Genomic DNA, 22,150 nt, shown 5'->3' with positions numbered 1-22,150 from the left:
GATTCCCAATGCTCGAAGTCGCCGGCCACGCGAAGTCACCCTACATCCTCATCGTGGATGACGACGACGACGACGTCTTCCTGATGAAAAGCGCCCTCAATCGGATCGGTTGGGGCGCGGGGTCGCATATCGAGTGCGGGCGGGTCGACAATGGCGTGGACGCGCTGGCCTTGTTGTCGCGTAGAGATTTGCTCGCGGAATTGCCGGCGGCGGTGATCCTCGACATCAACATGCCTAGGCTCGACGGCGTCGGGGTTTTGCGCGCGGTGCGGCATTCCCTCGATTTGCGCGAATTGCCGATTTTCGTCCTGACCACCACGGCGACGGAAACGGTGCATTCCGCCGCCATGGATCTCGGCGCGACGCGTATTTTCGTCAAGCCGAACACGATGAAAGAGTTGACGCAAATCGTTCGTGAAATTCTGGACATTGTGCGCTGGGCGAATCTGCCGCCGGCGCCCGAGGCCAAGCGCGCGCAGGACGGCGCGCCGAAGTTCGACGCGTGAGCTTTTCGCGCGGCGCGGAGGGGTTTGAGGCAAATTTTTGGGGGAGTGCAATGACGGCAGTCCGGCAAACAGACATGGATGTCGACGCGGATTTTGACTATCTGGCGCAGCCTTTGCGCGAGACGGTGCGGGTGCTTCTCGTCGACGACGATCCGATCGACCGCGAGCTGATCATGCGCGCGGCGCGCGGCGGCGAACAGCTCGACCTGCATTTCACGCAATGCGGTTCGAGCGGCGAAGCCAAGGCGTCCGCGGGGCGCGCTCACTATGATCTCGCCATCGTCGACTATTGGCTGGGCCAGGAAACCTCGATCCCGCTGATCCAGGAATTCCAGCACAAATACAATCTTCCCGTGGTGCTGCTGACGGGGCTCGACACGCCGGAAGTGCGCCGCTGCGGTTTCCGGGCGGGCATCACCGGCTACCTGTCCAAGGATGCGCTGATCGTCCAGGCCATCGAAAGCGCGGCCCTCGGCGTGCTCTATGCGGGCGGCGCCCGGGCGCGGCGCGCGGCGGCGGAGTGATCGTCGTCCGCTGAGATCTAGGTTTTCTAGCCCCCCGGCCTCCCCTGCGGCGGGGCACAGAGAACCTATGCTTGCCGTCGTTTCATTGTCGCGGGCGGTCGCCCGATCGATGTCGCGTCAGGCGCCGACCAGCGCCAAAAAACCCTTTATCAGCGTCAACGGCGTCGGTGGACAGCCGGGAATGAAGAGGTCCACGGGAACGACCTTTTCGACGCCGCCCAGGCAGTCCGGGCTTTCCGCGAAAACGCCGCCGTCTCCGGCGCAGGCGCCCATGGCGACGACCCATTTCGGCGCGGGCGTGGCGTCATAGGTGCGCTGCAAGGCCTCGCGCATATTTTGGGTGACCGGACCGGTCACCAGGAGGACGTCGGCGTGGCGCGGAGAGGCCACGAATTTCAGCCCGAAGCGCTCGAGATCGTAGAGCGGGTTATTGAGCGCGTGGATTTCCAGTTCGCAGCCGTTGCACGATCCCGCATCCACAGCGCGGATCGCCAGGCTGCCGGCGAATGTCGCGTCGATTTTTTGTTTCAGTTTTTGGGCGAGCGCCAGCAGTTCCGGGTCGTCGGCGACGGGCGTCGGCTCGGTGAGCGGCTTTTTGGCGACGGTCTGGAACAACAGCTTGCGCATGAAAAGACCTAGAGGTCGTGCCCGGAATAGGAGCAGTTGAACGATTTGTTGCAGAGCGGGAAGTCGGCGACGATGTTGCCTTGGATGGCGGCTTCGAGCAGCGGCCATTGCAGCCAGGAGGGGTCGCGCAAATGGCAGCGCTCGACCAATCCGTTTTTGACGCGCACCCAAACCAGCACGTCGCCGCGAAACCCTTCGACCATGGCGAAACCCTCGCCGGTGATTGCGGTGGGCTCCGCAAAAATGTCGCCGGTCGGCAGACGCTCCAGAATTTGCTCGATCAGGCCAAGACTTTGTTCGACGTCCTTGATCCGAATCCAGACGCGGGCGTTGACGTCGCCTTCGGTCAGGACCGGGATCGAAAAACGCAGGCGGTCGTAGGGCGGATAGGGCAGGGCGCGCCGCGCGTCGAAGGCGCGGCCGGAGGCGCGGCCGACAAAACCGCCGGCGCCATATTGTCGCGCCAGCTCCGGCTTGAGCACGCCCGTTCCGACGGTGCGGTCCTGCAGGGACGTGGTGGAATCGTAGAGTTCGACCAATTGCGGAAAGGCCGCGCGGATGGAGGCCATCAACTCTTGCAGACGCCACGCCGCCTCGCCGTCGAGATCGGCGCGCACGCCGCCCGGCGCGACCAAATCCATCATCAGCCGATGGCCAAAGCAGGCGGCGCAAGCGCGCAAAACTTTTTCGCGCAACACGGAGCAATGGGCGAGCATCAAGGCGAAGGCGGCGTCGTTGCAGACGGCGCCGATGTCGCCGAGATGATTGGCCAGACGCTCCAGTTCCGCCATCAGCGCGCGCAGCCAATGCGCGCGCTCGGGAATCTTTAAGCCCCCCGCGGCCTCGACGGCGCGTGAAAACGCGATTGCATAGGCGACAGTGCTGTCGCCCGAACAGCGCCCGGCCAGAAGCGCCGCGCGTTCGAGGTTTGCGCCCGTCATCAGCGCTTCGACGCCCTTGTGGACATAGCCGAGCCGCGCCTCCAGCCGAACAATGGTTTCGCCGTTGCAGGTGAAGCGGAAATGGCCGGGCTCGATAATGCCGGCATGGACGGGGCCGACGGGAATCTGGTGCAGCCCCTCGCCCTCGCTCGCCAGAAAGGCATAGGGCTGGCTGTGATCGAGCCAGGGCCGCGCGTCGGGCGCGTCAAACGGAATTTGGCCGGAGAGGTCGCGAACGGCCCGCTCGAAACGAATCGCCGGCGGGTGCAGCGCGCCGACGGACGGAAAAAATCGTCCGGGGCGGCAGGCGAGGCTGGCGACGGACACGCCTTCGGGCGCGTCGAGAAGGGCCATATGGACCGCCTCGGAATCGCCCCACAGGCTCAAAAAAGTTCCGTGGCCGTTCGACAGCCATTCGGCGAGACCTTCCCAAATCGTCTCGTCGACCATCCGCCGCGGCCACGGCCCATGGCCGGCGACCGGCGGCAAGGCGGCGAAGGCTTGGATCAGCGTCGTCACAAAACCTCCGTCAGTGCAGCGAAGCGGCGATATGCTGGAACCACGCGACCAGCGGCGGCGGCAGATAGACGCCGGCGATCAGGACAAGCGACAGATGCGCCGCCAACGGCAGATAGGAGGCATGGACCGGCCCGGTCTCGCCCTTGGGCTCGCCGAAGGCCAATCCGTGCAGCCGCAGCAGCAGCGCGCCGAACGCGACCAGCAGACCGATCACCAGCAAAACCGCCAGCACAGGCGCGCGCGAAATGGTCGAGCTGACAATCAAGAACTCGCTCATGAACACGCCAGCGGGCGGCAGTCCGGCGATGGCGATCACGCCGACCACCAAAGCCCATCCCAGGAACGGATGGGTGGTGGTCAGCCCCCTGATGTCGGCGATCTGTTGCGTGCCCTTGACCTGGGTGACGTGGCCGACGGCGAAGAAAATCGCCGATTTGGTCAGGCTGTGCATGGTCATGTGCAGCAGCCCGGCGAAATTGGCGATGGCGCCGCCCATGCCGAAGGCGAACACGATGATGCCCATATGCTCGATCGAGGAATAGGCGAACAGCCGTTTGATGTCGCCGCGCCGGTAAAGCATGAAGCCGGCAAAGACCAGGGACAAAAGCCCGAGCGCCACCATCAGTGGCCCCGGCGCGATGGCGCCGGCATTGGCCGCCATCAGCAGCTTGAAGCGCAGCACCGCATAGAGCGCGACATTGAGCAGCAGGCCCGACAGCACCGCGGAAATGGGCGTCGGACCCTCGGCATGGGCGTCGGGCAGCCAGGCGTGCAGCGGCGCGAGCCCGACCTTCGTCCCGTAGCCGAGCAGCAGGAAGACGAAAGCCAAATTGAGCAAAGCCGGATCGAAGGCGGCGACATGCTGGATCAATTCGGTCCAGACCATGCCGTTCAAACCCTCGCCGACCACGGGCCGCGCCGCCATATAGATCAGGATGGTGCCGAACAGGGCGAGCGCGATGCCGACGCTGCCAAGGATAAAATATTTCCAGGCCGCCTCCAGCGCCGCCGGGGTGCGATAGATGCCGACCATGAGCACGGTGGTCAGCGTCGCCACTTCGATCGCCACCCACATGATGCCGATATTGTTGGCGACCAGCGCGAGATTCATCGCCCCGAGCAGCAATTGGTACATGGCGTGGTAGAAACGCAGATGCGCGCCGGTCAGCCGCTGCGTCTCGAGTTCATGGGAAATGTAGCTGGCGCTGAAGGCGCTGGTGGTGAAGGCCACAAACGTGTTCAGCACGACGAAGACGATGTTGAGGTCGTCGACCAGCACATAGCGTCCGGAATGCGGGCGAGCCGCCAGCAGCGAACAGGCCGCGACGAAGGTCACAAGAGCGGAGCCGACATTGATGGCGGCCGAAATTTTGTAGGATTTCAGCGACGCCAGCACAGCCGCCGTCAGCAGCGGCAGGAACAGGATGATCTGGATGTTATAGGCGGCGAGCGCGTTCATCGGTGCTCGCCCCTGAAATCGTCGAGCGCCTGGAGATCGACGGAATCAAACCGTTCGCGGATGCGGAACAGGAAGATGCCGATGACGATCAGTGCGATCAGCACGGAAAAGGCGACGCTGATCTCGACCACCAGCGGCATGCCTTTTGCCGCTGCGGCGGCGAGGATCAGGCCGTTCTCCAGCGACATGAAGCCGACCACCTGACTCACCGCATTGGTGCGCGTCACCATCATCAACATGCCCAGCAGCACCACCGAAAGCGCAAAGGCGAGGTCCTCGCGGGTCAGCGGGTCGGCGCCATGGGTGACGCGCAGCATCACCACCATCGACAAAGCGACGAGGCCGATGCCGCCGAGCATGGTTGGCACGAGACTCACCACGGTCTCGACCTCGCGATGCACCCCGAGCCGCGCCACCATGCGGTGCAGCGCAACGGGAATGATCAGCGCCTTGAAGACGAGCGTGATGCCGGCGGTGATGTAGAGATGCGGCGCCTCCTGGATATGGGCCTGCCACGCCACGGCGAAGGCGAGCGTCAGCGCTTGCAGGGCATAGGCGTTGAGCAAGGCGAACAGCCGGTCCTGGTAGAGCAGCACAAAACTGATCAGCACGAGGCCGCCCGCCAAAAAATGCGCGATGTCGAAGGCGAGACGATCCATCACAGGCTCTCCGACATGAAGCGCAGCAGCGTGGCGAGCAGGCCGAGCATCAGCGCCACGCCAATGAAATCGGGCACGCGGAACACCCGCATTTTCGCCACCGTGGTTTCGAACAGCGCCAGCATCCCCCCGGCGGCGGCAAGCTTGCCGGCATAGGCGGCGAAGCCGAGCACATGGGCGTTGAAACCGGCGCCGACGGGAGCGAGCCCCCAGGGGAAGAAGATGCAGGCGATCAGCGAGACATAGACGATCAGTTTGAGCTGCGACGACAGCTCGATCATGGCGAGGTGGCGGCCGGAATATTCCAGCACCATCGCCTCATGCACCATGGTGAGTTCGAGATGGGTGGCCGGATTGTCGACGGGAATGCGCGCATTCTCGGTGATGGCGACGATGACGAGTCCGACCAGACCCAGCACCAGGGACACGCGCAGGCCCGCGGCATACATGACGAAGCTGGCGACGTAGGACAGTTGCGTCGTGCCGGCGATCAGGGCGACGGAGAACACGATCATGATCAGCGCAGGCTCGGCCAGAGTCGCGAACATCATTTCGCGGCTGGAGCCGAGCCCGCCAAAACTCGTGCCGACATCCATGCCGGCCAACGCGAGAAAAAACCGGGCGCTGCCGAGCAAGGCGATGATGGCGATCAGGTCGGCCGACCAGCTGAACAAAAGTCCGGTGGCGAAAGTCGGAACCAGCGCCGCCGCCACCCAGGTCGCCGCAAAAATCAGATAGGGCGCGGCGCGGAACAGCCAGGAGGCGCTGTCCGCCACCACCACTTCCTTGCGCGCCAGTTTGATCAGGTCGCGATAGGGCTGGAGCAGGGGCGGGCCGCGCTTGCGCAACAGCCGCGCCTTCACTTTGCGGATGAATCCGGTGAGCAGCGGCGCTGAAAACAGCACCAGCAGCATCTGCACCATCTGGATGGAGAGCTGTTCCAGCATGGCTCAGGTCCAGATCGCCAGCGCCAGCAGCAACACGACCAAAGCCGCGAAGACGAGGCTGAGATATTGCTGGATGGTCAGGAATTGCAGCCGGTTCAGCACATCGGCGAGCTTTTGCACGCCGCCGACGACCGGCTTGTAGACGATCTCCCAGGCGCGATCACGCAGGCGCAAGTCGTAGCGCGCCGGGCGCAGATCGCCGGGCGCCGGCATGTCGACGCTTTCCTGCGTGGTGAAGACAAAGCCGGAGAACACGCGCCGGATTGGCTGGGCAAAGCTTTCCGGCGAATATTGCGTGTTGGTCGCCGCATCGGGAAAGCCGCAGTCCCAGGGGGAGGCGACGCGCACCGCGTTCGAGGCGGTGCGGTGAATGATGAAGGCGGCGAGCATCGCGGACAAAGCGATGAACAGAAAGACCAGCAGGCCGTCGTAGGAGCTGCGGCTTTCGGCGATAGGCGCGATGGCGAACCAGCCGACGGCGGATTGCGGCGCCATGCTGACGCCGACGAGGCCGCGCACGATGGGGGCGAGCGCGTCGATGACGATTCCGGGAAAAATGCCGGCGAGCAGGCACAACAGACTGAGGAACCCCATGGCGACCAATGAAAAACGGTCGACCTCGACGGCGTTTTTCGCCGCATCGCTGCGCGGCCTCCCCAAAAAACCGATTCCATAGGCGCGGACAAAGCAGGCGCCCGCCAATGCCGCCGCGAGCGCCAGCAGCGCGCCCGCCGCCGGTATCAAAAGTTTGAGCGCCCAGGACGGCAGCGACGGGCTCAGCAAAATCGCCTGGAACGCCAGCCATTCCGAGGCAAAACCGTTGAGCGGCGGCAAAGCCGAAATGGCGGCGCAACCGACCAGCACGAACAGGCCGGTCGCCGGCATGCGATTCAAGAGCCCGCCGAGTTTTCCCAGATTGCGCTCGCCGGTCGCGGTGAGCACGGCGCCGGCGCCGAAGAACAGCAGGTTCTTGAAGATGGCGTGGTTGAGCACATGGAACAAAGCCGCCGTCATCGCCAAAGCGGCGGCGGCGCCGAAATTATTGGTCTTGAAGGCCAGCGCCAGGCCGAGCGCGACAAAAATCACGCCGATGTTTTCAATGGTCGAATAGGCCAGCACGCGCTTGAAATCATTCTGCAGCAGCGCGAACAAAACCCCGAGCACGGCGGTCCCGGCGCCGGCGGTGAGCACGGGAATGCCCCACCACCAGTCGGCGGGACCGGCGAGGTCGAACACGAGTCGCAAGAATCCGTAGACGGCGACCTTGGTCATTACGCCGCTCATCAGCGCGGAGACATGGCTGGGCGCGGCGGGATGGGCGAGCGGCAGCCAGACATGCAGCGGCGCGAGGCCGGCTTTTGAACCGGCGCCGAACAGGGCGAGCGCCAGGATCAGGCCGGCGAGCACAGGCGTGGGCGGGTGCGCGCGGATGGCGTCAAAAGCGTAATGGCCATCGGCGCCGGCGAGCAGGCCGAAGGCAAGCAGCAGCGCGAATGTGCCGAGACTCGCCATCAGAATATAGACGAAACCGGCGCGGGCGTTGGCGGGATCGCGGGAATGAGCCATGACCAGCGCCCAGGAGGCCAGCGACATCAGCTCCCAGGACAGGAGAAAGGTGAAGGCGTCGTCGGCGACCAGGACCAGATTCATCGCCGCCAGAAACACCGGGAAGAACGGCAGGACGCGGCCGGGCTCGGATTCGTGGCGTCCATAGCCGATGGCGAAAAAGCTCGCGGCCGCCGCGCCGAAATTGATGACCGCGAGGAAGAAGGTCGAGATCGTGTCGATGCGGAAATGCGCGCCGAGCCAGGGCAGGCCGAAGGGCAGGGTGACGGTTGCCGCCTGACCGCCGCCCAGCAGGCGCGCCAGCGCGGCGGCGCCCAGCAAAGCGGTGATGACGAAGGCGGCGCTGTACACAAGCGTCGAGCCGCCGCGCGCGCGGCTCAGGGCCACGCCCAAAAATCCCAGGACGAGCAGGGCGGCGTCGCCGAGGAGCCAGGCGGAAACAGGCATGGGTCAGCCCGTCCCCCTGGCGCAACCGGCCGACGGGCGCGGCGTCCGGCGCCATCCCTCCAGAGTCATGTTTCACCCATCAGAATTCACAGAGCGAACGTGAGAACTCCAGCCTACGCCCTATATTTTCATGGTCAACATGGTAAGGTGCGAATTGCGTTTTTATTCACCATCGCTTCACCGGAGGCCACGTGATCACCGCCTGCCAGATGCGCGCCGCCCGCGCCCTGCTCGGCATCGACCAGCGGCAATTGGCCGAGATGTCGGGCGTGTCGCTGCCGACCATCCAGCGCATGGAGACCAGCGAAGGCAATGTGCGAGGCGTGGTGCAGACGCTGACCAAGGTGATCGAGGCCCTCGACCGGGCTGGGGTGGAGATCATCGGCGAGAACGTCGAGAGCCGCGGCGGCGGCCGCGGCGTCCGGCTCAAGGCCGCTCCGGCGAAATAATTCAGCCGCGCCGCCTCGCATAAAGCGCCCCGCCGGCGAAGCAGATCAGCGCGAAGGCGGCGGCCGCGCCCGCCCGCGCCACATCGCCTGAGACAACCGGCGCCCAGTCCTCCGCTTCGCCAACGAATCGCCCGGAGGTGCGGTGCAGGTCGGTGATCGGCGTCTCCAGATTGTCGGCGCGATCCGGCGCCGCGCGCTCGGATGACATTTGCCCGGTGAGAGCGGTGCGCGCCAAAAAATGGTCGAGCAGCCAGGGCGCCAGGCTGTTTCCCAGAATTGTCAGGAATGTCGGAACGCCCAGCCAGAGCTCGCGGTCATGGCCCTTGGCGGCGCGAAAAACCGCTTCCGCCGCGACCTCGGGTTTGATCGGCCGCCCCACCGGACGCGGCGCGAACGGAATTTTTATGCGCGCCCAGTCGAATTGCGGCGTGTTGACCGCAGGCAGTTCGACGATGGCGACGCCGATCCTAGAACCTTCCGCGATCAGCTCCGTGCGCAGCGAGGCCGTAAAACCGCGAATGGCGTGCTTGGCGGCGCAATAGGCGGATTGCAGGGGAATGCCGCGATAGGCGAGCGCCGAGCCGATCTGCACAATTTGACCTTTGCCGCGCGCCCGCATCGATTTCAGCGCCGCCATGGTCCCGTGAACGCAGCCGAGATAGCACACTTCGGTGACGCGGCGCACCTCGCCCGGGCTGATGTCGGCGATGCGGGCGAACACGGTTTCCATGGCGTCGTTGACCCAGACATCGACGGGTCCGAGCGCGCGCTCCAGCCGTTCGGCGGCGCGAAAGACGGCGTCGGGGTCGGCGACATCGGCGGGCTCGAAGGCGACGGCCTCGGCGCCGAGCTGCAGCAGCCCATGGCTTGTGTCCTCCAGCGCGGCGGCGTCGCGCGCGATCAGGCCGATCCGGTCGCCGTTGACGGCGAAACGTTCGGCGCTGGCGCGGCCGACCCCGGCGGAGGCGCCGGTGATGATGATGACGCGGCTCATGCGCATCGAACGCGGGGCGACGCCGGGCGTTCCGGCGCAAAGCGGCGCTCGCGCCCGCGAATATCTGGGTTCCCGTCGAACCTCTGTTCGTCGTTCAAGTTATCTAGCGCATGACAGGCTGGGTCCGCCAAAACGCGGCCTTAGCCATCGCCGGAGCCATTTCGAATCCAACGGGCGCCGCAGCCAAACTGCTCTCCCGCCAAAAAACTTCGGCGTGACCCTCGGGGAGGTGCAAGTGAAAAAGCTGTTGGCCGTTTCAACTTCCGTCATCGCGCTCGTCGCCATGCAGGGCGGCGCGCGCGCCGCCTCGGAATCCCTGGACCAGATGAGCAAAGACGCCGCGCAATGGGTAATGCCGGCCAAGGATTATGCGAACACCCGTTACTCCACGCTCAAACAGATCAATGCGCGCAACGCCAACAAGCTCGAGCCGGTGTGGAGTTTTTCGACCGGCGTGCTGCGCGGCCATGAGGGCGCGCCGCTGGTGATCGGCGACGTGATGTATGTGCACACGCCCTTCCCGAACAATGTCTACGCCCTCGACCTCAACGACGACGGCAAGATCCTATGGAAATACGAACCCAAGCAGGACCCCAATGTCATTCCGGTGATGTGCTGCGACACCGTCAATCGCGGCCTGGCCTTCGGCGACGGCAAGATCTTCCTCTACCAGGCTGACACGACGCTGGTCGCGCTCGACGCCAAGACCGGCAAGCAGGTGTGGTCCGCCGTCAATGGCGATCCGAAGAAGGGCGAAACCGGCACCGCCGCGCCGCTGGTGATCAAGGACAAGGTGTTCGTCGGCAATTCCGGCGGCGAGTTCGGCGTGCGCGGCGCCATCACCGCTTACGACACCAATTCCGGCAAGCAGGTCTGGCGCGCCTATTCGACCGGCCCGGACAAGGAGATGCTGATCGATCCGGAAAAGACCACTTCGCTCGGCAAGCCGGTGGGCAAGGATTCCAGCCTGAAAACCTGGGAAGGCGATCAATGGAAGATCGGCGGCGGCGCGGTCTGGGGCTGGTTCTCCTACGACCCGCAGCTCAACCTGATCTATTACGGCACCAGCAATCCCTCGACCTGGAACCCGAAGCAGCGGCCGGGCGACAACAAATGGTCGACCTCGATTTTCGCCCGCGATGCGGACACGGGCGAGGCCAAATGGGTCTATCAGATGACCCCGCACGACGAGTGGGATTATGACGGCATCAACGAGAATATTCTCGCCGATCAGGACATGAGCGGGAAGTCCGTCAAGACGCTCGTCCATTTCGACCGCAACGGCTTCGGCTACACGATCGATCGCACCAATGGCGAGCTTCTGGTCGCCGAAAAATTCGATCCGGCGGTGAACTGGGCCACCAAGGTCGACATGGACAAGAGCAGTCCGAACTACGGACGCCCCGAGCAGGTGAAGAAATACTCCACCGAGGCCAATGGCGAGGACGCCAACACCAAGGGCGTGTGCCCGGCCGCGCTCGGCTCCAAGGACCAGCAGCCGGCTGCGTGGTCGCCTGACACAAAACTGTTCTACGTGCCGACCAACCATGTCTGCATGGATTACGAACCGTTCCGCGTCGCCTATACGCCGGGGCAGCCCTATGTGGGCGCGACCCTGTCGATGTATCCGCCGGAGGGCAGCGCCAATATGGGCAATTTCATCGCCTGGGACGCCACCAAGGGCAAGATCGTCTGGTCGCTGCCGGAGAAATTCTCGGTCTGGTCCGGGGCGCTGGCCACCGCCGGGGACCTGGTGTTCTACGGCACGCTCGAAGGCTATCTGAAGGCGGTCGACGCCAAAACGGGCAAGGAGCTTTACAAGTACAAAACCCCGTCGGGCATCATCGGCAATGTGATGACCTATGAGCACAAGGGCAAGCAGTACGTGGCGGTGCTCTCCGGCATTGGCGGCTGGGCGGGCATTGGCCTCGCAGCCGGCCTCACCGATCCGCATGCCGGGCTGGGCGCGGTGGGCGGCTATGCGGCGCTGAGCAATTACACTTCGCTTGGCGGAACCTTGACCGTCTTCGCCGTCGGCGACTGAAACCATCGTCAGGGACGCGTCGGCAAGACGCGTCTTCTTTTTGCGTGAGGCCCCGATGCTCTCGGTTGTCGTTCTGATCTGCTCCATCGCGACATCGCCCGCCGACTGTCGGGACCTGACGGCGCTCCAGGTGGTCAGCGGCGGGGAGGCGCGCACGGTGGCCTCCTGCGCCGCCCACGCCCAGGAATCGCTCGCCCGCGCCGCGATCAAGCCGGCGCCCGACCGCGAATACGCCAAGGTCCAGTGCCTGCATAAGCGCGAGACCCCTTAGCGGCATTGGCGCCGGCGCGTCCAAGGTTATAGCCTGCCCAAAAAGGGGAGGAACCAATGGGCGGCTATGTCGGCGCGATCGACCAGGGCACGACCTCGTCGCGCTTCATCATTTTCGATCGCCGCGGCGAGATCGTTTCCATCGACCAGATGGAGCACGAGCAAATCACGCCCAGGCCGGGCTGGGTCGAACATGACGCCGCAGAAATCTGGCGCAACACCCAAACGGTCATCCAGGGCGCGCTGGCGAAACGCGGTTTTGCGCCCGCCGATCTGCGCAGCGTCGGGCTGACGAACCAGCGCGAGACCACGGTCATCTGGAATCGCCACACCGGCGAACCCTTGCACAATGCGCTGGTGTGGATGGACACGCGCACCGACGAACTCGTGCGCGAATTTTCGCAAGACGGCGGCCAGGATCGGCTGCGCGAAAAAACCGGACTGCCGCTCGCCACCTATTTTTCCGGCCTGAAATTGCGCTGGCTGCTCGACCATGTTCCCGGCGCGCAAAAAGGCGCGGCTTCGGGCGATGTGCTGTTCGGCACGATGGATTCCTGGATCGCCTGGAATTTTTGCGGACGGCACATCACCGATGTCACCAACGCCTCGCGCACCCAATTGATGAACCTGCAAACGCTCGATTGGGATCAGGAGATTTTGGACCTGTTCGACATTCCGCGCGCCTGCCTGCCGGAAATCCGCTCCTCCAGCGAAGTTTTTGGGCGCGCGACCGGCGTTCTGGACGGCGTTCCGCTCGCCGGCATTTTGGGCGACCAGCACGCGGCTTTGTTCGGCCAGGCTTGCCTGCATCCCGGCCAGGCGAAAAACACCTATGGCACCGGCTGCTTCATGCTGATGAACACCGGTTCAAAACCGTTTCCGTCGACATGCGGGCTGATCACGACGCTCGGCTACAAGCTCGGCGACGCGCCGCCGGTCTATGCGCTGGAGGGTTCGATCGCCATCACCGGGGCTTTGGTGCAATGGCTGCGCGACAATCTCGGCCTGATCGGCGCGGCTTCGGAGATCGAGCCGCTCGCCAAAAGTGTTCCGGACAATGGCGGCGTTTTCCTTGTGCCGGCCTTCAGCGGGCTCTATGCGCCGCATTGGCGCGCCGATGCGCGCGGCCTGGTCGCAGGGCTCACGCGCTTCGCCAATAGAGGCCATCTCGCCCGCGCCGCGCTGGAAGCCACGGCCTACCAGACCCGCGAAGTGCTCGACGCCATGACCCGCGATTCCGGCGTGGCGATCAAGGAATTGCGCGTCGATGGCGGCATGGTCGTGAACGACCTTCTCATGCAGTTCCAGGCCGACATGCTGGGCGCGCCGGTGGTGCGGCCAAGGGTGATCGAGACGACGGCGCTCGGCGCCGCTTATGCGGCGGGCCTCGCCACGGGATTTTGGGACTCCACCGACGACATCGTCGCCAATTGGGAGGCGGACCGGCATTGGCGCCCCGCCATGCGGGCGGGTGAGCGCGAAAAGCTTTTCGGCATGTGGAACAAGGCGGTGACGCGGTCTTTGGATTGGGTTGAATGAGGCGACTCCCGCCACATATACGAGCGTTTCCGCGTCGTCATGCACCTATGTGTCGTCATGGCCGTGGGTTGAGGACCGCTAATCCACCACCGGAAACGTCGCGCAAATAGCAAGCGCCAGCGCGGCGGCATTGGCCAGCGCCGCCACGCGCGGGTCGCCGGTGCGCTTGTAGGCGAGCCGGCTGACCCATCCGAACAGGATGAAGACCAGGCAGATCACCGGAACGATCATCACCAGGAAGAACAGTTTTGACGGATTGAGCGCGACGGCCGCCGCCAGCGACACGACGACACAGATTTTCGTGAAGAGATAGCCGCCCTTCGCCGCCCCGACCCCTCGCGTAAACCATTCGTCGGCGAGCATATAGACGATCACGCCGCAGAACATGGGCGGGATCAGCAGCCAGCGCTCGGCGGTGGGCGCGACCGAGGTGGCGAAGGCGTCGATGGGCAGCCCGAACCCGAGGGCGTAATAGGCGAGGATCGGCAGAGCCGCGACAATGCAGCCGCGCCAGGGCGCGCGCCAAAGTTTTTCTGGCGGCGCCGTCAGCGCCAGGCCCGCCAGGGTCAGCGCGCCGTAAAGCGCGAAGTGGACGACCAGATAATCGCCGAGCAGGATCGGCAAAAAATCCGTCGGAATCTTCCACAGGATCAGCGGCGTCAAAAGCGCGGGGGCGACGGCCACCGGCCATTGCCGCTTGAACGGCAGGCCAGCGCCCAGCGGAACGGGAGACAGGTCCGGCAGCAGGCGCGACAGCGGCGCGGCCAGCGCGAATAGGCCGAGGAACAGCAGGCCGAGCGCCTTGCCGCGAGAATCGATCGCGCCGATTTGCGTGCGCCCGAACACGCCGTTCAGCCAGTCGAGCATTTCGGTGAGGCCGTCGCGGCTGTAGATGACGCCGACATGTTCGGCGCCCTCGGCATAGACCAGACGGCGCGCGGAACCCTTGGCCATCTCGCCGTAAGTGACGCGTTCCTGCGGCGCCGGCGCGGCCATGCCGATGATGCGCAGCGCGTCGTCCTTCAGCCGCGACGCCTCCCAGGCGCCGTCGACAATGAGAAGGTTTTTCGGTTCGCTCGCCGTCGCCTTGCTGCCGAAATTGGAGAAGGCGACCACGCCCGCGACCTTGTCGTTGTTGACGGCATTGTCGATGACCAGGATCGCCGCCATGGAATGACCGACGAGGCCGACGCGCGGCCCCGCGCCGGGCAGGGTCAGCGCGAAGCGGATCATCCGGTCGATCTCGTCGCTGAGAATGCGAAAACTGAGGTCGTGATCTTTGACGCCGCCGGACAGCGGCCGCGTGTTGCGCCCATGGCCGGCGAAATCGAAGGTGACGGCGGTATAGCCGGCGTGCGCAAGGGTTTCTGCGACCGGCTGCATCAATTGCTGCGACCCCGCGAACCCATGCGCCACGACGACGACCGGGCCGGGCGGCGCGTTCGCGGGCCGGAACAAGGTCACCGGCATTTCATCGACCTGCGTGGTCTCGATCTTCAGATCGGTTTTTGGCGCGAGCAGCGACCACAGTGCGAAGACAATGGCGAGGACGGCGGCGAGAAAAACGATCGCGCGAATCTTCATCGGGTCCGATCTGCTAGTTCAGGGACACTCAAGATAGGACCGTGTTCGCGGGATCGCCAGACTCATCCTTCGCCGGCGAGCGCGGGACGATGGGTCCGCTCCGCGACATAGGCGACGATCATGTCGCCGCCCTCGACGCTGACGCGCGGCGACAAAGCCAGCGCTTGCGCGACGGCGGCGACGGCGCTCTCGTTGCTGACGAGCTGGCGGACGACGCGCAGACGCGCGGTTTCCTGGTCGATGATTCGCGCGGTCCACAGCACGAAGGCGCCGGGGAATTCGCGCCAGCGCGGAAAATCGGGTTCGATGGCTTCGAAGCGATCGACGTCCTCGCGCACAACAAGCTTGTGGAAGTCGGCGAGCGCCGCCATGGTTTCCAAGAGGTCGCGGGCGTCGCGTGTTTTCGAGGTCACGTCGAGCGCGCGCGCGGGGCCGCCGAAGAAATCGCCGCTATCGGGCTCCGCCGGCTTCGGCTTGAATTTCCTGCGGAAAGACTGGTGGAAATAAGCGGGATCGATCTTCAGGACATCGACGATGTCCTGCGGCGCAAAGTCCTCTTTCGACGTTGCGGCGAGGCGATGCGGAAACCGGAAACTGGCGAGCGTTGTCGTGTTCATGACGCGCAACTCCTCCTCGATTGCGTTCGCGCCCTGTGCCCCAGCAAGACTGGCGCCGCGGCGATCCGCGGGGATTCATGTGCGATTCCAGCGAAACAAGTTGACAAATATTTCGCGCGACGCTGAATGAAGTAAAATACACAAGGCAAGAGACGAACTCATGACCGACGAGACGCAGGCTACCGAAATCACGTCCGACGCCGAACCGGCCGTCGCCGAAACTCCGGCGAGTGTCGAAACGCCCGCTCCGGCGCCGGAGCCGCAGCCGAAGAAACGGACCGTGAGGGCGAAGGCCGAGAAGCCGAAAGTCGCCAAGCCCAAAGTCGTGAAGCCGAAAGCCGAGAAGCCGGCGAAAGCGCCGCGTGCGAAAAAATCTGCTGAAGCCGCTCCTGCGCCGGCGCCGGAAGAGCCCGCCGCCGCTCCCGCCAAGCCCGCGAAAGCGGCGCGCAAGCCTGCCGCCCGCACCGCGAAAGCGAAGACCGCCAAGCCGGTGAAGGCGGAAGCCAAGCCCGCCAAGCCCGCCAGAGCGACCAAGGCGACCAAGGCGGCGAAGCCCGCCAAATCCGCAGCCCCCGCCAAATCCGCCGCGCCGGCAAAACGCGCGAAGCCCGCCGCGAAGCCGGTGAAGGCCGCGAGCAAGCCGGTGAAGGCCGCCGCCGCGAAACCCGCGCGCGCCGCCAAAACCGCCGCTGCTTCCGGACGCGGCGCCAAGGTCGCGCGCTACACCACCAACGAGCTGAACGCCGCCGCAAAAAAGGCTGGACTGATCGTGGATTTCACCCCGGTCGTCACCAAGGCGGCGAGCATTGGCCGCGGCCCGGCGCGCGATTTCAAGGTCGACGCCGTCATCGCGCATCTGCGCGGCTCCAACGGCGACCTGATCCGCGAGCGCGGTCCCGGCACGCCGTTCTACAACGACAAGGAAAGCCTGGCGGCGGTGGAAATCTTCGAAAAATTCCGCGGCAAGACTTTTCACAACAAGCTCAAGGTCGAATTGCTCTGACGCATTTCGCGTGAAGGCGGTCGCCGTCGTTACGACGTCGGCGATCGCTTGCAGCGTTTGGCGCCAGGGGAGCCGACCATGAGCGCAGATGGGACGGTCGCTCCCGAGGAAAGGCGGCGGATCATCGTCGCCAGCGTGATCGGGACGACGATCGAATTCTTCGATTTTTACGTTTACGCGACCGCCGCCGTGTCGATCTTCCCGCTGCTGTTCTTTCCCAAGGGCGAAGGAACGGCGGCGCTGCTGGCCTCCATGGCGGCGTTTGGCGTCGCCTTTGTCGCCCGCCCGATCGGCTCCATGCTGTTCGGCCATTTTGGCGATCGCGCCGGGCGCAAGGCGACGCTGATCGGCTCGCTGCTGCTGATGGGCCTCGCCACTTTCGCCGTGGGGCTGCTGCCGCCCTATCACAGCGTCGGCCTGCTGGCGCCGGCGCTGCTGGCGTCGCTGCGCTTTTGCCAGGGCCTCGGGCTCGGCGGCGAATGGTCCGGCGCCGCTCTGCTCGCCGTCGAGACCGCCGCGCCGGGCGAGCGCGCCAAGGCGGCGATGTGGCCGCAACTCGGCGCCCCCTTCGGCTTCATTCTGGCCAACGGCTCCTTCCTCGCTTTGACCACCGCCTTCGCCTTCCAGTCGGGCGCGGCGCGGCTCGACGATCCCTTTCTCGTCTGGGGCTGGCGGCTGCCGTTTCTCGCCTCCATTCTCATGGTTTTGGTGGGGCTTTACGCGCGCATAAAACTGAATGAAACGCCGGTGTTCTTGCGCGCCGTGGAGCGCGGCGAAAAGCTGCGGTCGCCGGTGACAAAAGTGTTTCGCGACAATTTCGGCGCGCTTGTTCGCGGCGCCTTCATCATGGTCGCCACCTACGGCATTTTTTATCTGATGAACACCTGGACCCTGTCCTACGCGATCGGCAAGGTCGAGCAGGGCATGCTGGGCGTCGACTATCGCACGTTTCTGAGCCTGCAACTCGTCGCCGTGCTGTTCTTCGCTCTGTTCATTCCGGTTTCCGGCGCGCTCGCCGATCGTTTTGGACGACGCCGGCTGCTGATCGTGGTGACCGGCGGCATCATCCTGTTCGGCCTGAGTTTCGGCTGGTTTCTGTCGCCGGCGATCATGGGATCGGGCGCCGGCGCAAACCTCTGGCTGATGGGATTGTTCCTGAGCCTTGGCATGAGCCTGATGGGCCTGTCCTTCGGCCCGATGTCGGCGCTGCTGCCGGAACTGTTTCCCACCAACACGCGCTATACCGGCTCGGGCATTTCCTATAACGCGGCTTCGATCCTCGGCGCGGCGCTCACGCCTTTTGCGGCGACCTGGCTTGCTTCCGCTTATGGTCCGGGATTGGTGGGCTATTATCTCGCCGGGCTCGGCGGCGCGACGCTTGTGGCTCTTCTGCTGAGCGAGGAGACGCGGGCGATGGACCTCGAAACCATGGAGGCGTCGGCCGCCGCGATCGAGGCGACGTCGCCCTAATCAGCGCGCCATATCCATGAGCTTGTCCATCGGCATCATATTGTCGGCGAGATGCGCCATTATCCAGACGGAGCCCGCGAGGATCAGGAAGACGACGAGCACGCCGTAAGCCAGCGCCAGCACATTGTTGGTGTTGTCTGGCCCCGTGGTGATGTGCAGGAAATAGACGAGGTGAACCCCCATCTGGGCGATGGCGAGCACGATCAGCGCCATGGGCACGGCGGGTCCCCAGATCCAATGCGCGCCCGCAGCCCAGAACGACGCGACCGTCAGCACGACGGAAAAGCCGAGGCCGAGATTGGCGTTGAGCACCCAATGGCCGGCGCTTTCTTCCGCGACATCGCCGGGGGCGTGATCCTCGCGCTTGTCGAGCGTGCCCGTATACTCGTGCGGATCGAATTCGAGATTGCTCATGATCCGGCTCCGATCAGATAGACGATGGTGAAAATGCCGATCCAGACGATGTCGAGCGCGTGCCAGAACAGGTTGAAGCAGATCAGCCGATGCACGATTTCGGTTCTAAAACCCTTGAACTGAACCTGCGCCATCATGGTGGCGAGCCAGAGCCCGCCGATGCTGACATGGACGCCATGCAGGCCGACCAGGCCGAAAAAGGCGGTGAGCATGCCGCTGCGCTGCGGGGTGACGCCGTTGCGGACCAGATCGTAAAATTCCTGCGCCTCCAGCAGGACGAAGGCGAGGCCGAGCGCCGCGGTAATGGCGAGGAAAACCTGCGTCCACAGGCGATTGCGGGCGTTGGTGGCGGCAAAGGACAGGCCGCAGGAATAGCTGGACAGCAGCAGCGCCGCGGTTTCCAGCGCGACGCGGCGGAGGTCGACGATGTCCGAAATTGTGGGGCCGCCGGCGGTCGCCTCCCGCTGCACGGCGAAAGCCGCGAAGAAGCAGGAGAACATCACGATGTCGCTGAGCAGGAAAATCCAGAACCCGTAGCCGACGATGACGCGCTTGCTGGCGGGCCCCGTCGCGCCATGGCCCGCGCCCAGGGCGGGCCCGGCGTCGCCATGACCGCGGCGGCCGAGGCGGTTGGGGTCTTCGCGGACGCGGCGCAGCGTCGCTATGGCGGCGGGAAGGTCGTAATCGCTCATGGCGTCGCCCCCTGATGGGCGAGCCTTTGCAGCAGCGCCTCGCGGGCGGCGCGGCGGGCGCGATCGACCCGCGCCACCTCCTCGGCGGGAACGTGGACTTCATGAATGTCGCGCCAGGCGAAGACGACGAAGCCGGCATAGGCCGCGGCGAGGCCGAGGATGGCGAGCCACCAGATTTGCCAGACCAGGGAAAAGCCGACCACGGTCGCAAAGAAGGCGGTGTAAAAGCCGACGGGGCTGTTCACCGGCATTTCGATATCCGCATAGCGCGGTTCGGGCGCCAGCTGTTGCGATTCAATCGCCTGCAGCTTGATGCCCCAGTAGGCTTCTTCGCCGGCGACATCGGGCAGGGTGGCGAAGTTGAAGAACGGGGCCGGGGAGGGGGTGGCCCATTCCAGGGAGCGGCCGTCCCAGGGGTCGCCGGTGAGGTCGCGCAATGCGTCGCGGCGAACAATGCTGACGACGAGCTGGGTGATCTGGCAGACGACGCCGGCGATCAGGATGACGACGCCGACCACAGACAGGTAGAGCATCGGGCGCCAGGCCTCGATTTCGACATGCTGCAAACGCCGCGTCATGCCTTCGAGGCCAAGCACATAAAGCGGCGCGAAGGTCACCCAAAAGCCGATGAACGCGCACCAGAAGGCGGCCTTGCCCCAGCCCTCGTGCAGGCGGAAGCCGAACGCTTTCGGGAACCAATAGTGGATGCCGGCGAACAGCGCGAAGACCACGCCGCCGACGATGACATTGTGGAAATGCGCGACCAGAAACATCGAATTGTGCAGGACGAAATCGGCGGGCGGCACGGCGAGCAGCACGCCGGTCATGCCGCCGATGACGAAGGTGAAAATGAAGCCGAGCGACCACAGCATGGGCACGGAAAAGCGCACGCGCCCGCCATACATGGTAAAGATCCAGTTAAAGATTTTGACCCCGGTGCCCACGGCGATGATGCTGGTGGAAATGCCGAAGGCGGTGTTGACCGCGGGCCCGGAGCCCATGGTGAAGAAATGGTGCAGCCACACCATCAGCGACACTAGGCAGATGAACAAAGTGGCGGCGACCATGGAGCGGTAGCCGAACAAAGGTTTGCCGGAAAAAGTGGAAAAAATTTCGGAGAAAATGCCGAAGGCGGGCAGGACCAGAATGTAGACTTCCGGATGTCCCCAGGCCCAGATCAGGTTCCAGAACATCATCGGATTGCCGCCGAGATCATTCGAGAAGTAATGCCAGCCAAAAAAACGGTCGAGGCTGAGCATGGCGAGCGTCGCGGTGAGGATAGGAAAGACGGCGACGATCAGCAGGCTGGCGGCGAGCGTGGTCCAGCAAAACATCGGCATGCTGAAATAGCCCATGCCGGGACAGCGCATCTTTAAAACCGTCGTGACGAAATTCACCCCCGTCATCAGCGTGCCGATGCCGGAGATTTGCACGGCCCAGAGATAATAGTCGACGCCGACCCCGGGTGAGTAAGTCGCCTCGCTGAGCGGCGGATAGGGCAGCCAGCCCGTGCGGGCGAATTCGCCGATGAACAGCGACAGGTTGACCAGCAGCGCGCCCGAAGCGGTCAGCCAAAAGCTGACGGAATTGAGCGTCGGAAAAGCCACGTCGCGCACGCCGAGCTGCAGCGGCGTGACAAAGTTCATCACGCCAATCACCAGCGGCATGGCCGCGAAGAAAATCATGATCGTGCCGTGCGCGGAAAAGATTTGGTTGTAATGCTCGGGCGGCAGATAGCCGGCTGCGTTGATGGCGAGCGCCTGATGGCTGCGCATCATGATGGCGTCGGCGAAGCCGCGGATCAGCATGACGATGCCAAGCAGGCAGTACATCACGCCGATGCGCTTGTGGTCGACGGAGGTGATCCACTCGCGCCACAAATAGGGCCACCAGCCTTTAAACGTGATCAGGCCGAGCACGCCGAGAATGACCACGATCATGACGACCGAAGTGATCAGCGGAATCGGCTCGTGGATGGGAATGGCGGACCAGGACAGCTTTCCCAGCATCACAGACTCCAGCCGGCTGACGCTTCGCGCCCGCTGTTTTCAAGTTCCGGTCCGGGCGCGGGGCCGAGCTTTTGCTTCGCGATGGCGTCGAAAAGTTTGGGGTCCACCGAGCCGTAAGCCGCCGTTCCCATCCGGCTCTGCCGCCGCAAATTTTTGAAGGCGGCCTCGTCCAGCGTCGGGCCGCTCACCTGCTGCACCCAGCGGTCGAACTGGTCGCGCGGCAGGCTGGAGACGTTGAACTTCATGTCGGAAAAACCGTCACCGCTAAACTGCGCCGACACGCCCCACAGCTCGGTGGGATGATCGGCTTGCAGGTGCAGCTGCGCGACCATGCCGGGCATGGCGTAGATCATCGAGCCCAGGCGCGGAATGAAGAAGACGTTGAAGACGCTTGCCGAGGTGATGGAAAAGTGGATCGGGGTCCCCGCGGGCACGACGAGCTGGTTGACGGTGGCCACGCCCTGTTGCGGGTAGATGAACAGCCATTTCCAGTCGAGCGCGACGGCTTGCACCTCCAGCGCCGGGGTTTTGGAGTCGAGCGGACGGAACGGGTCGAGCTTATAGGAGCCGATCCAGATCACGCCGCCCAGAAAGATGATGACCAGGATCGGGATCGCCCAGACCACCGCCTCGATGCGGCCGGAATAGGACCAATAGGGCAGATAGGGCGCCCGCGTGTTCGACGCCCGGTAGCGCCACGCCGTCCAGCCTGCGAGCAGCAGCGTCGGGACGATGACCGCGAGCATGATCAGCGTGGCGTCGATCAGAATGGTCGCAATGTCGGCGCCGACGGGACCGGTGGGCGCGAGCACGCCGGTACATCCCGAGAGGCCGCCGGCGGCAGCCAGCGACAACAGGCGTGGCGCCGGC

At 64.5% G+C, this 22,150-nt stretch carries 21 protein-coding genes; 8 read left to right on the top strand and 13 right to left on the bottom strand.

Translation table 11 applies throughout. The features are described 5' to 3' along the window. The first annotated feature begins 8 nt into the window (after positions 1 to 8). Positions 9 to 506, top strand: coding sequence for a response regulator (locus tag M2320_RS08410; protein WP_264596888.1), 498 nt, complete (start codon positions 9 to 11; stop codon positions 504 to 506). A gap of 74 nt (positions 507 to 580) precedes the next feature. After that, complete coding sequence (locus M2320_RS08405) at positions 581 to 1,030, top strand: response regulator (protein WP_264596887.1); 450 nt, start codon at positions 581 to 583, stop codon at positions 1,028 to 1,030. A 117-nt stretch (positions 1,031 to 1,147) separates the two neighbouring features. Here the strand turns inward: M2320_RS08405 and M2320_RS08400 are convergent, their stop codons facing one another. From M2320_RS08400 to hyfB, 6 genes are read right to left on the bottom strand one after another with little or no spacing between them, the layout of a single operon-like run. Next, positions 1,148 to 1,657: an NADH-quinone oxidoreductase subunit B family protein gene (locus M2320_RS08400; protein WP_264596886.1), complete on the bottom strand. Its 510-nt coding sequence runs from the start codon at positions 1,655 to 1,657 to the stop codon at positions 1,148 to 1,150. An 8-nt stretch (positions 1,658 to 1,665) separates the two neighbouring features. Continuing rightward, positions 1,666 to 3,117 carry a hydrogenase expression protein HypE gene (locus M2320_RS08395; RefSeq protein ID WP_264596885.1) on the bottom strand — a complete coding sequence of 484 codons (1,452 nt, stop codon included), beginning with the start codon at positions 3,115 to 3,117 and terminating at the stop codon, positions 1,666 to 1,668. Positions 3,118 to 3,127: 10 nt separating this feature from the next. Beyond that, on the bottom strand, positions 3,128 to 4,576 hold the full coding sequence (locus M2320_RS08390; protein WP_264596884.1) for a hydrogenase 4 subunit F: 1,449 nt from the start codon (positions 4,574 to 4,576) through the stop codon (positions 3,128 to 3,130). Then, positions 4,573 to 5,235, bottom strand: coding sequence for a hydrogenase-4 component E (locus tag M2320_RS08385; protein WP_184430168.1), 663 nt, complete (start codon positions 5,233 to 5,235; stop codon positions 4,573 to 4,575). Before M2320_RS08385 ends, M2320_RS08390 begins: the two co-directional genes overlap by 4 nt. Next, positions 5,235 to 6,182: a respiratory chain complex I subunit 1 family protein gene (locus M2320_RS08380; RefSeq protein ID WP_264596883.1), complete on the bottom strand. Its 948-nt coding sequence runs from the start codon at positions 6,180 to 6,182 to the stop codon at positions 5,235 to 5,237. Before M2320_RS08380 ends, M2320_RS08385 begins: the two co-directional genes overlap by 1 nt. Before the next feature lie 3 nt (positions 6,183 to 6,185). After that, the gene (gene hyfB / locus M2320_RS08375; RefSeq protein WP_264596882.1) at positions 6,186 to 8,195 is read right to left on the bottom strand and encodes a hydrogenase 4 subunit B; all 2,010 of its coding nucleotides are present in this window, start codon (positions 8,193 to 8,195) and stop codon (positions 6,186 to 6,188) included. A 191-nt stretch (positions 8,196 to 8,386) separates the two neighbouring features. Here hyfB and M2320_RS08370 point away from each other — a divergent pair, with 191 nt between their 5' ends. Next, the gene (locus M2320_RS08370) at positions 8,387 to 8,644 is read left to right on the top strand and encodes a helix-turn-helix domain-containing protein (RefSeq protein WP_184430165.1); all 258 of its coding nucleotides are present in this window, start codon (positions 8,387 to 8,389) and stop codon (positions 8,642 to 8,644) included. A 1-nt stretch (position 8,645) separates the two neighbouring features. Here the strand turns inward: M2320_RS08370 and M2320_RS08365 are convergent, their stop codons facing one another. Continuing rightward, the gene (locus M2320_RS08365) at positions 8,646 to 9,638 is read right to left on the bottom strand and encodes an SDR family oxidoreductase (protein ID WP_264596881.1); all 993 of its coding nucleotides are present in this window, start codon (positions 9,636 to 9,638) and stop codon (positions 8,646 to 8,648) included. 283 nt (positions 9,639 to 9,921) lie between these two features. Between M2320_RS08365 and xoxF5 the strand changes: the two genes are divergently transcribed. Genes xoxF5 through glpK form a run of 3 tightly spaced genes read left to right on the top strand, consistent with a single transcriptional unit; the run spans position 9,922 to position 13,491 of the window. Then, positions 9,922 to 11,682: a lanthanide-dependent methanol dehydrogenase XoxF5 gene (gene xoxF5 / locus M2320_RS08360; protein ID WP_264596931.1), complete on the top strand. Its 1,761-nt coding sequence runs from the start codon at positions 9,922 to 9,924 to the stop codon at positions 11,680 to 11,682. A 55-nt stretch (positions 11,683 to 11,737) separates the two neighbouring features. Continuing rightward, positions 11,738 to 11,953, top strand: coding sequence for a hypothetical protein (locus tag M2320_RS08355; protein WP_264596880.1), 216 nt, complete (start codon positions 11,738 to 11,740; stop codon positions 11,951 to 11,953). 56 nt (positions 11,954 to 12,009) lie between these two features. Next, the gene (gene glpK / locus M2320_RS08350) at positions 12,010 to 13,491 is read left to right on the top strand and encodes a glycerol kinase GlpK (RefSeq protein WP_264596879.1); all 1,482 of its coding nucleotides are present in this window, start codon (positions 12,010 to 12,012) and stop codon (positions 13,489 to 13,491) included. Between the two features lie 78 nt (positions 13,492 to 13,569). On the opposite strand, the gene M2320_RS08345 is transcribed toward glpK, so the two are convergent. After that, complete coding sequence (locus M2320_RS08345) at positions 13,570 to 15,075, bottom strand: alpha/beta hydrolase (protein WP_264596878.1); 1,506 nt, start codon at positions 15,073 to 15,075, stop codon at positions 13,570 to 13,572. 62 nt (positions 15,076 to 15,137) lie between these two features. Further along, a complete protein-coding gene (locus M2320_RS08340) occupies positions 15,138 to 15,692 on the bottom strand; it encodes a hypothetical protein (RefSeq protein WP_264596877.1) in 555 nt (184 codons plus the stop codon). Positions 15,693 to 15,852: 160 nt separating this feature from the next. On the opposite strand from M2320_RS08340, the gene M2320_RS08335 reads away from it, so the two are divergent. Then, a complete protein-coding gene (locus tag M2320_RS08335; protein ID WP_264596876.1) occupies positions 15,853 to 16,695 on the top strand; it encodes a hypothetical protein in 843 nt (280 codons plus the stop codon). 78 nt (positions 16,696 to 16,773) lie between these two features. Next, complete coding sequence (locus tag M2320_RS08330) at positions 16,774 to 18,165, top strand: MFS transporter (protein WP_264596875.1); 1,392 nt, start codon at positions 16,774 to 16,776, stop codon at positions 18,163 to 18,165. Here M2320_RS08330 and cyoD read toward each other — a convergent pair whose 3' ends face one another. Genes cyoD through cyoA form a run of 4 tightly spaced genes read right to left on the bottom strand, consistent with a single transcriptional unit; the run spans position 18,166 to position 22,134 of the window. Beyond that, positions 18,166 to 18,579, bottom strand: a complete 414-nt coding sequence (gene cyoD, locus M2320_RS08325; RefSeq protein WP_264596874.1) for a cytochrome o ubiquinol oxidase subunit IV — start codon at positions 18,577 to 18,579, stop codon at positions 18,166 to 18,168. Further along, positions 18,576 to 19,271 (bottom strand): cytochrome (ubi)quinol oxidase subunit III, encoded by a 696-nt coding sequence (locus M2320_RS08320; RefSeq protein WP_184430156.1) that lies wholly within the window; start codon positions 19,269 to 19,271, stop codon positions 18,576 to 18,578. The genes cyoD and M2320_RS08320 overlap by 4 nt, the downstream gene beginning before the upstream one ends. Continuing rightward, positions 19,268 to 21,280: a cbb3-type cytochrome c oxidase subunit I gene (locus tag M2320_RS08315; protein WP_264596873.1), complete on the bottom strand. Its 2,013-nt coding sequence runs from the start codon at positions 21,278 to 21,280 to the stop codon at positions 19,268 to 19,270. Before M2320_RS08315 ends, M2320_RS08320 begins: the two co-directional genes overlap by 4 nt. Beyond that, positions 21,280 to 22,134, bottom strand: coding sequence for a ubiquinol oxidase subunit II (cyoA, locus tag M2320_RS08310; protein WP_264596872.1), 855 nt, complete (start codon positions 22,132 to 22,134; stop codon positions 21,280 to 21,282). Before cyoA ends, M2320_RS08315 begins: the two co-directional genes overlap by 1 nt. Positions 22,135 to 22,150: the final 16 nt, after the last annotated feature.

Source organism: Rhodoblastus acidophilus, from assembly GCF_025961575.1.
Classification (GTDB): Bacteria; Pseudomonadota; Alphaproteobacteria; order Rhizobiales; family Beijerinckiaceae; genus Rhodoblastus; species Rhodoblastus acidophilus_C.
This window is presented reverse-complemented; position numbering and strand designations above follow the sequence as displayed.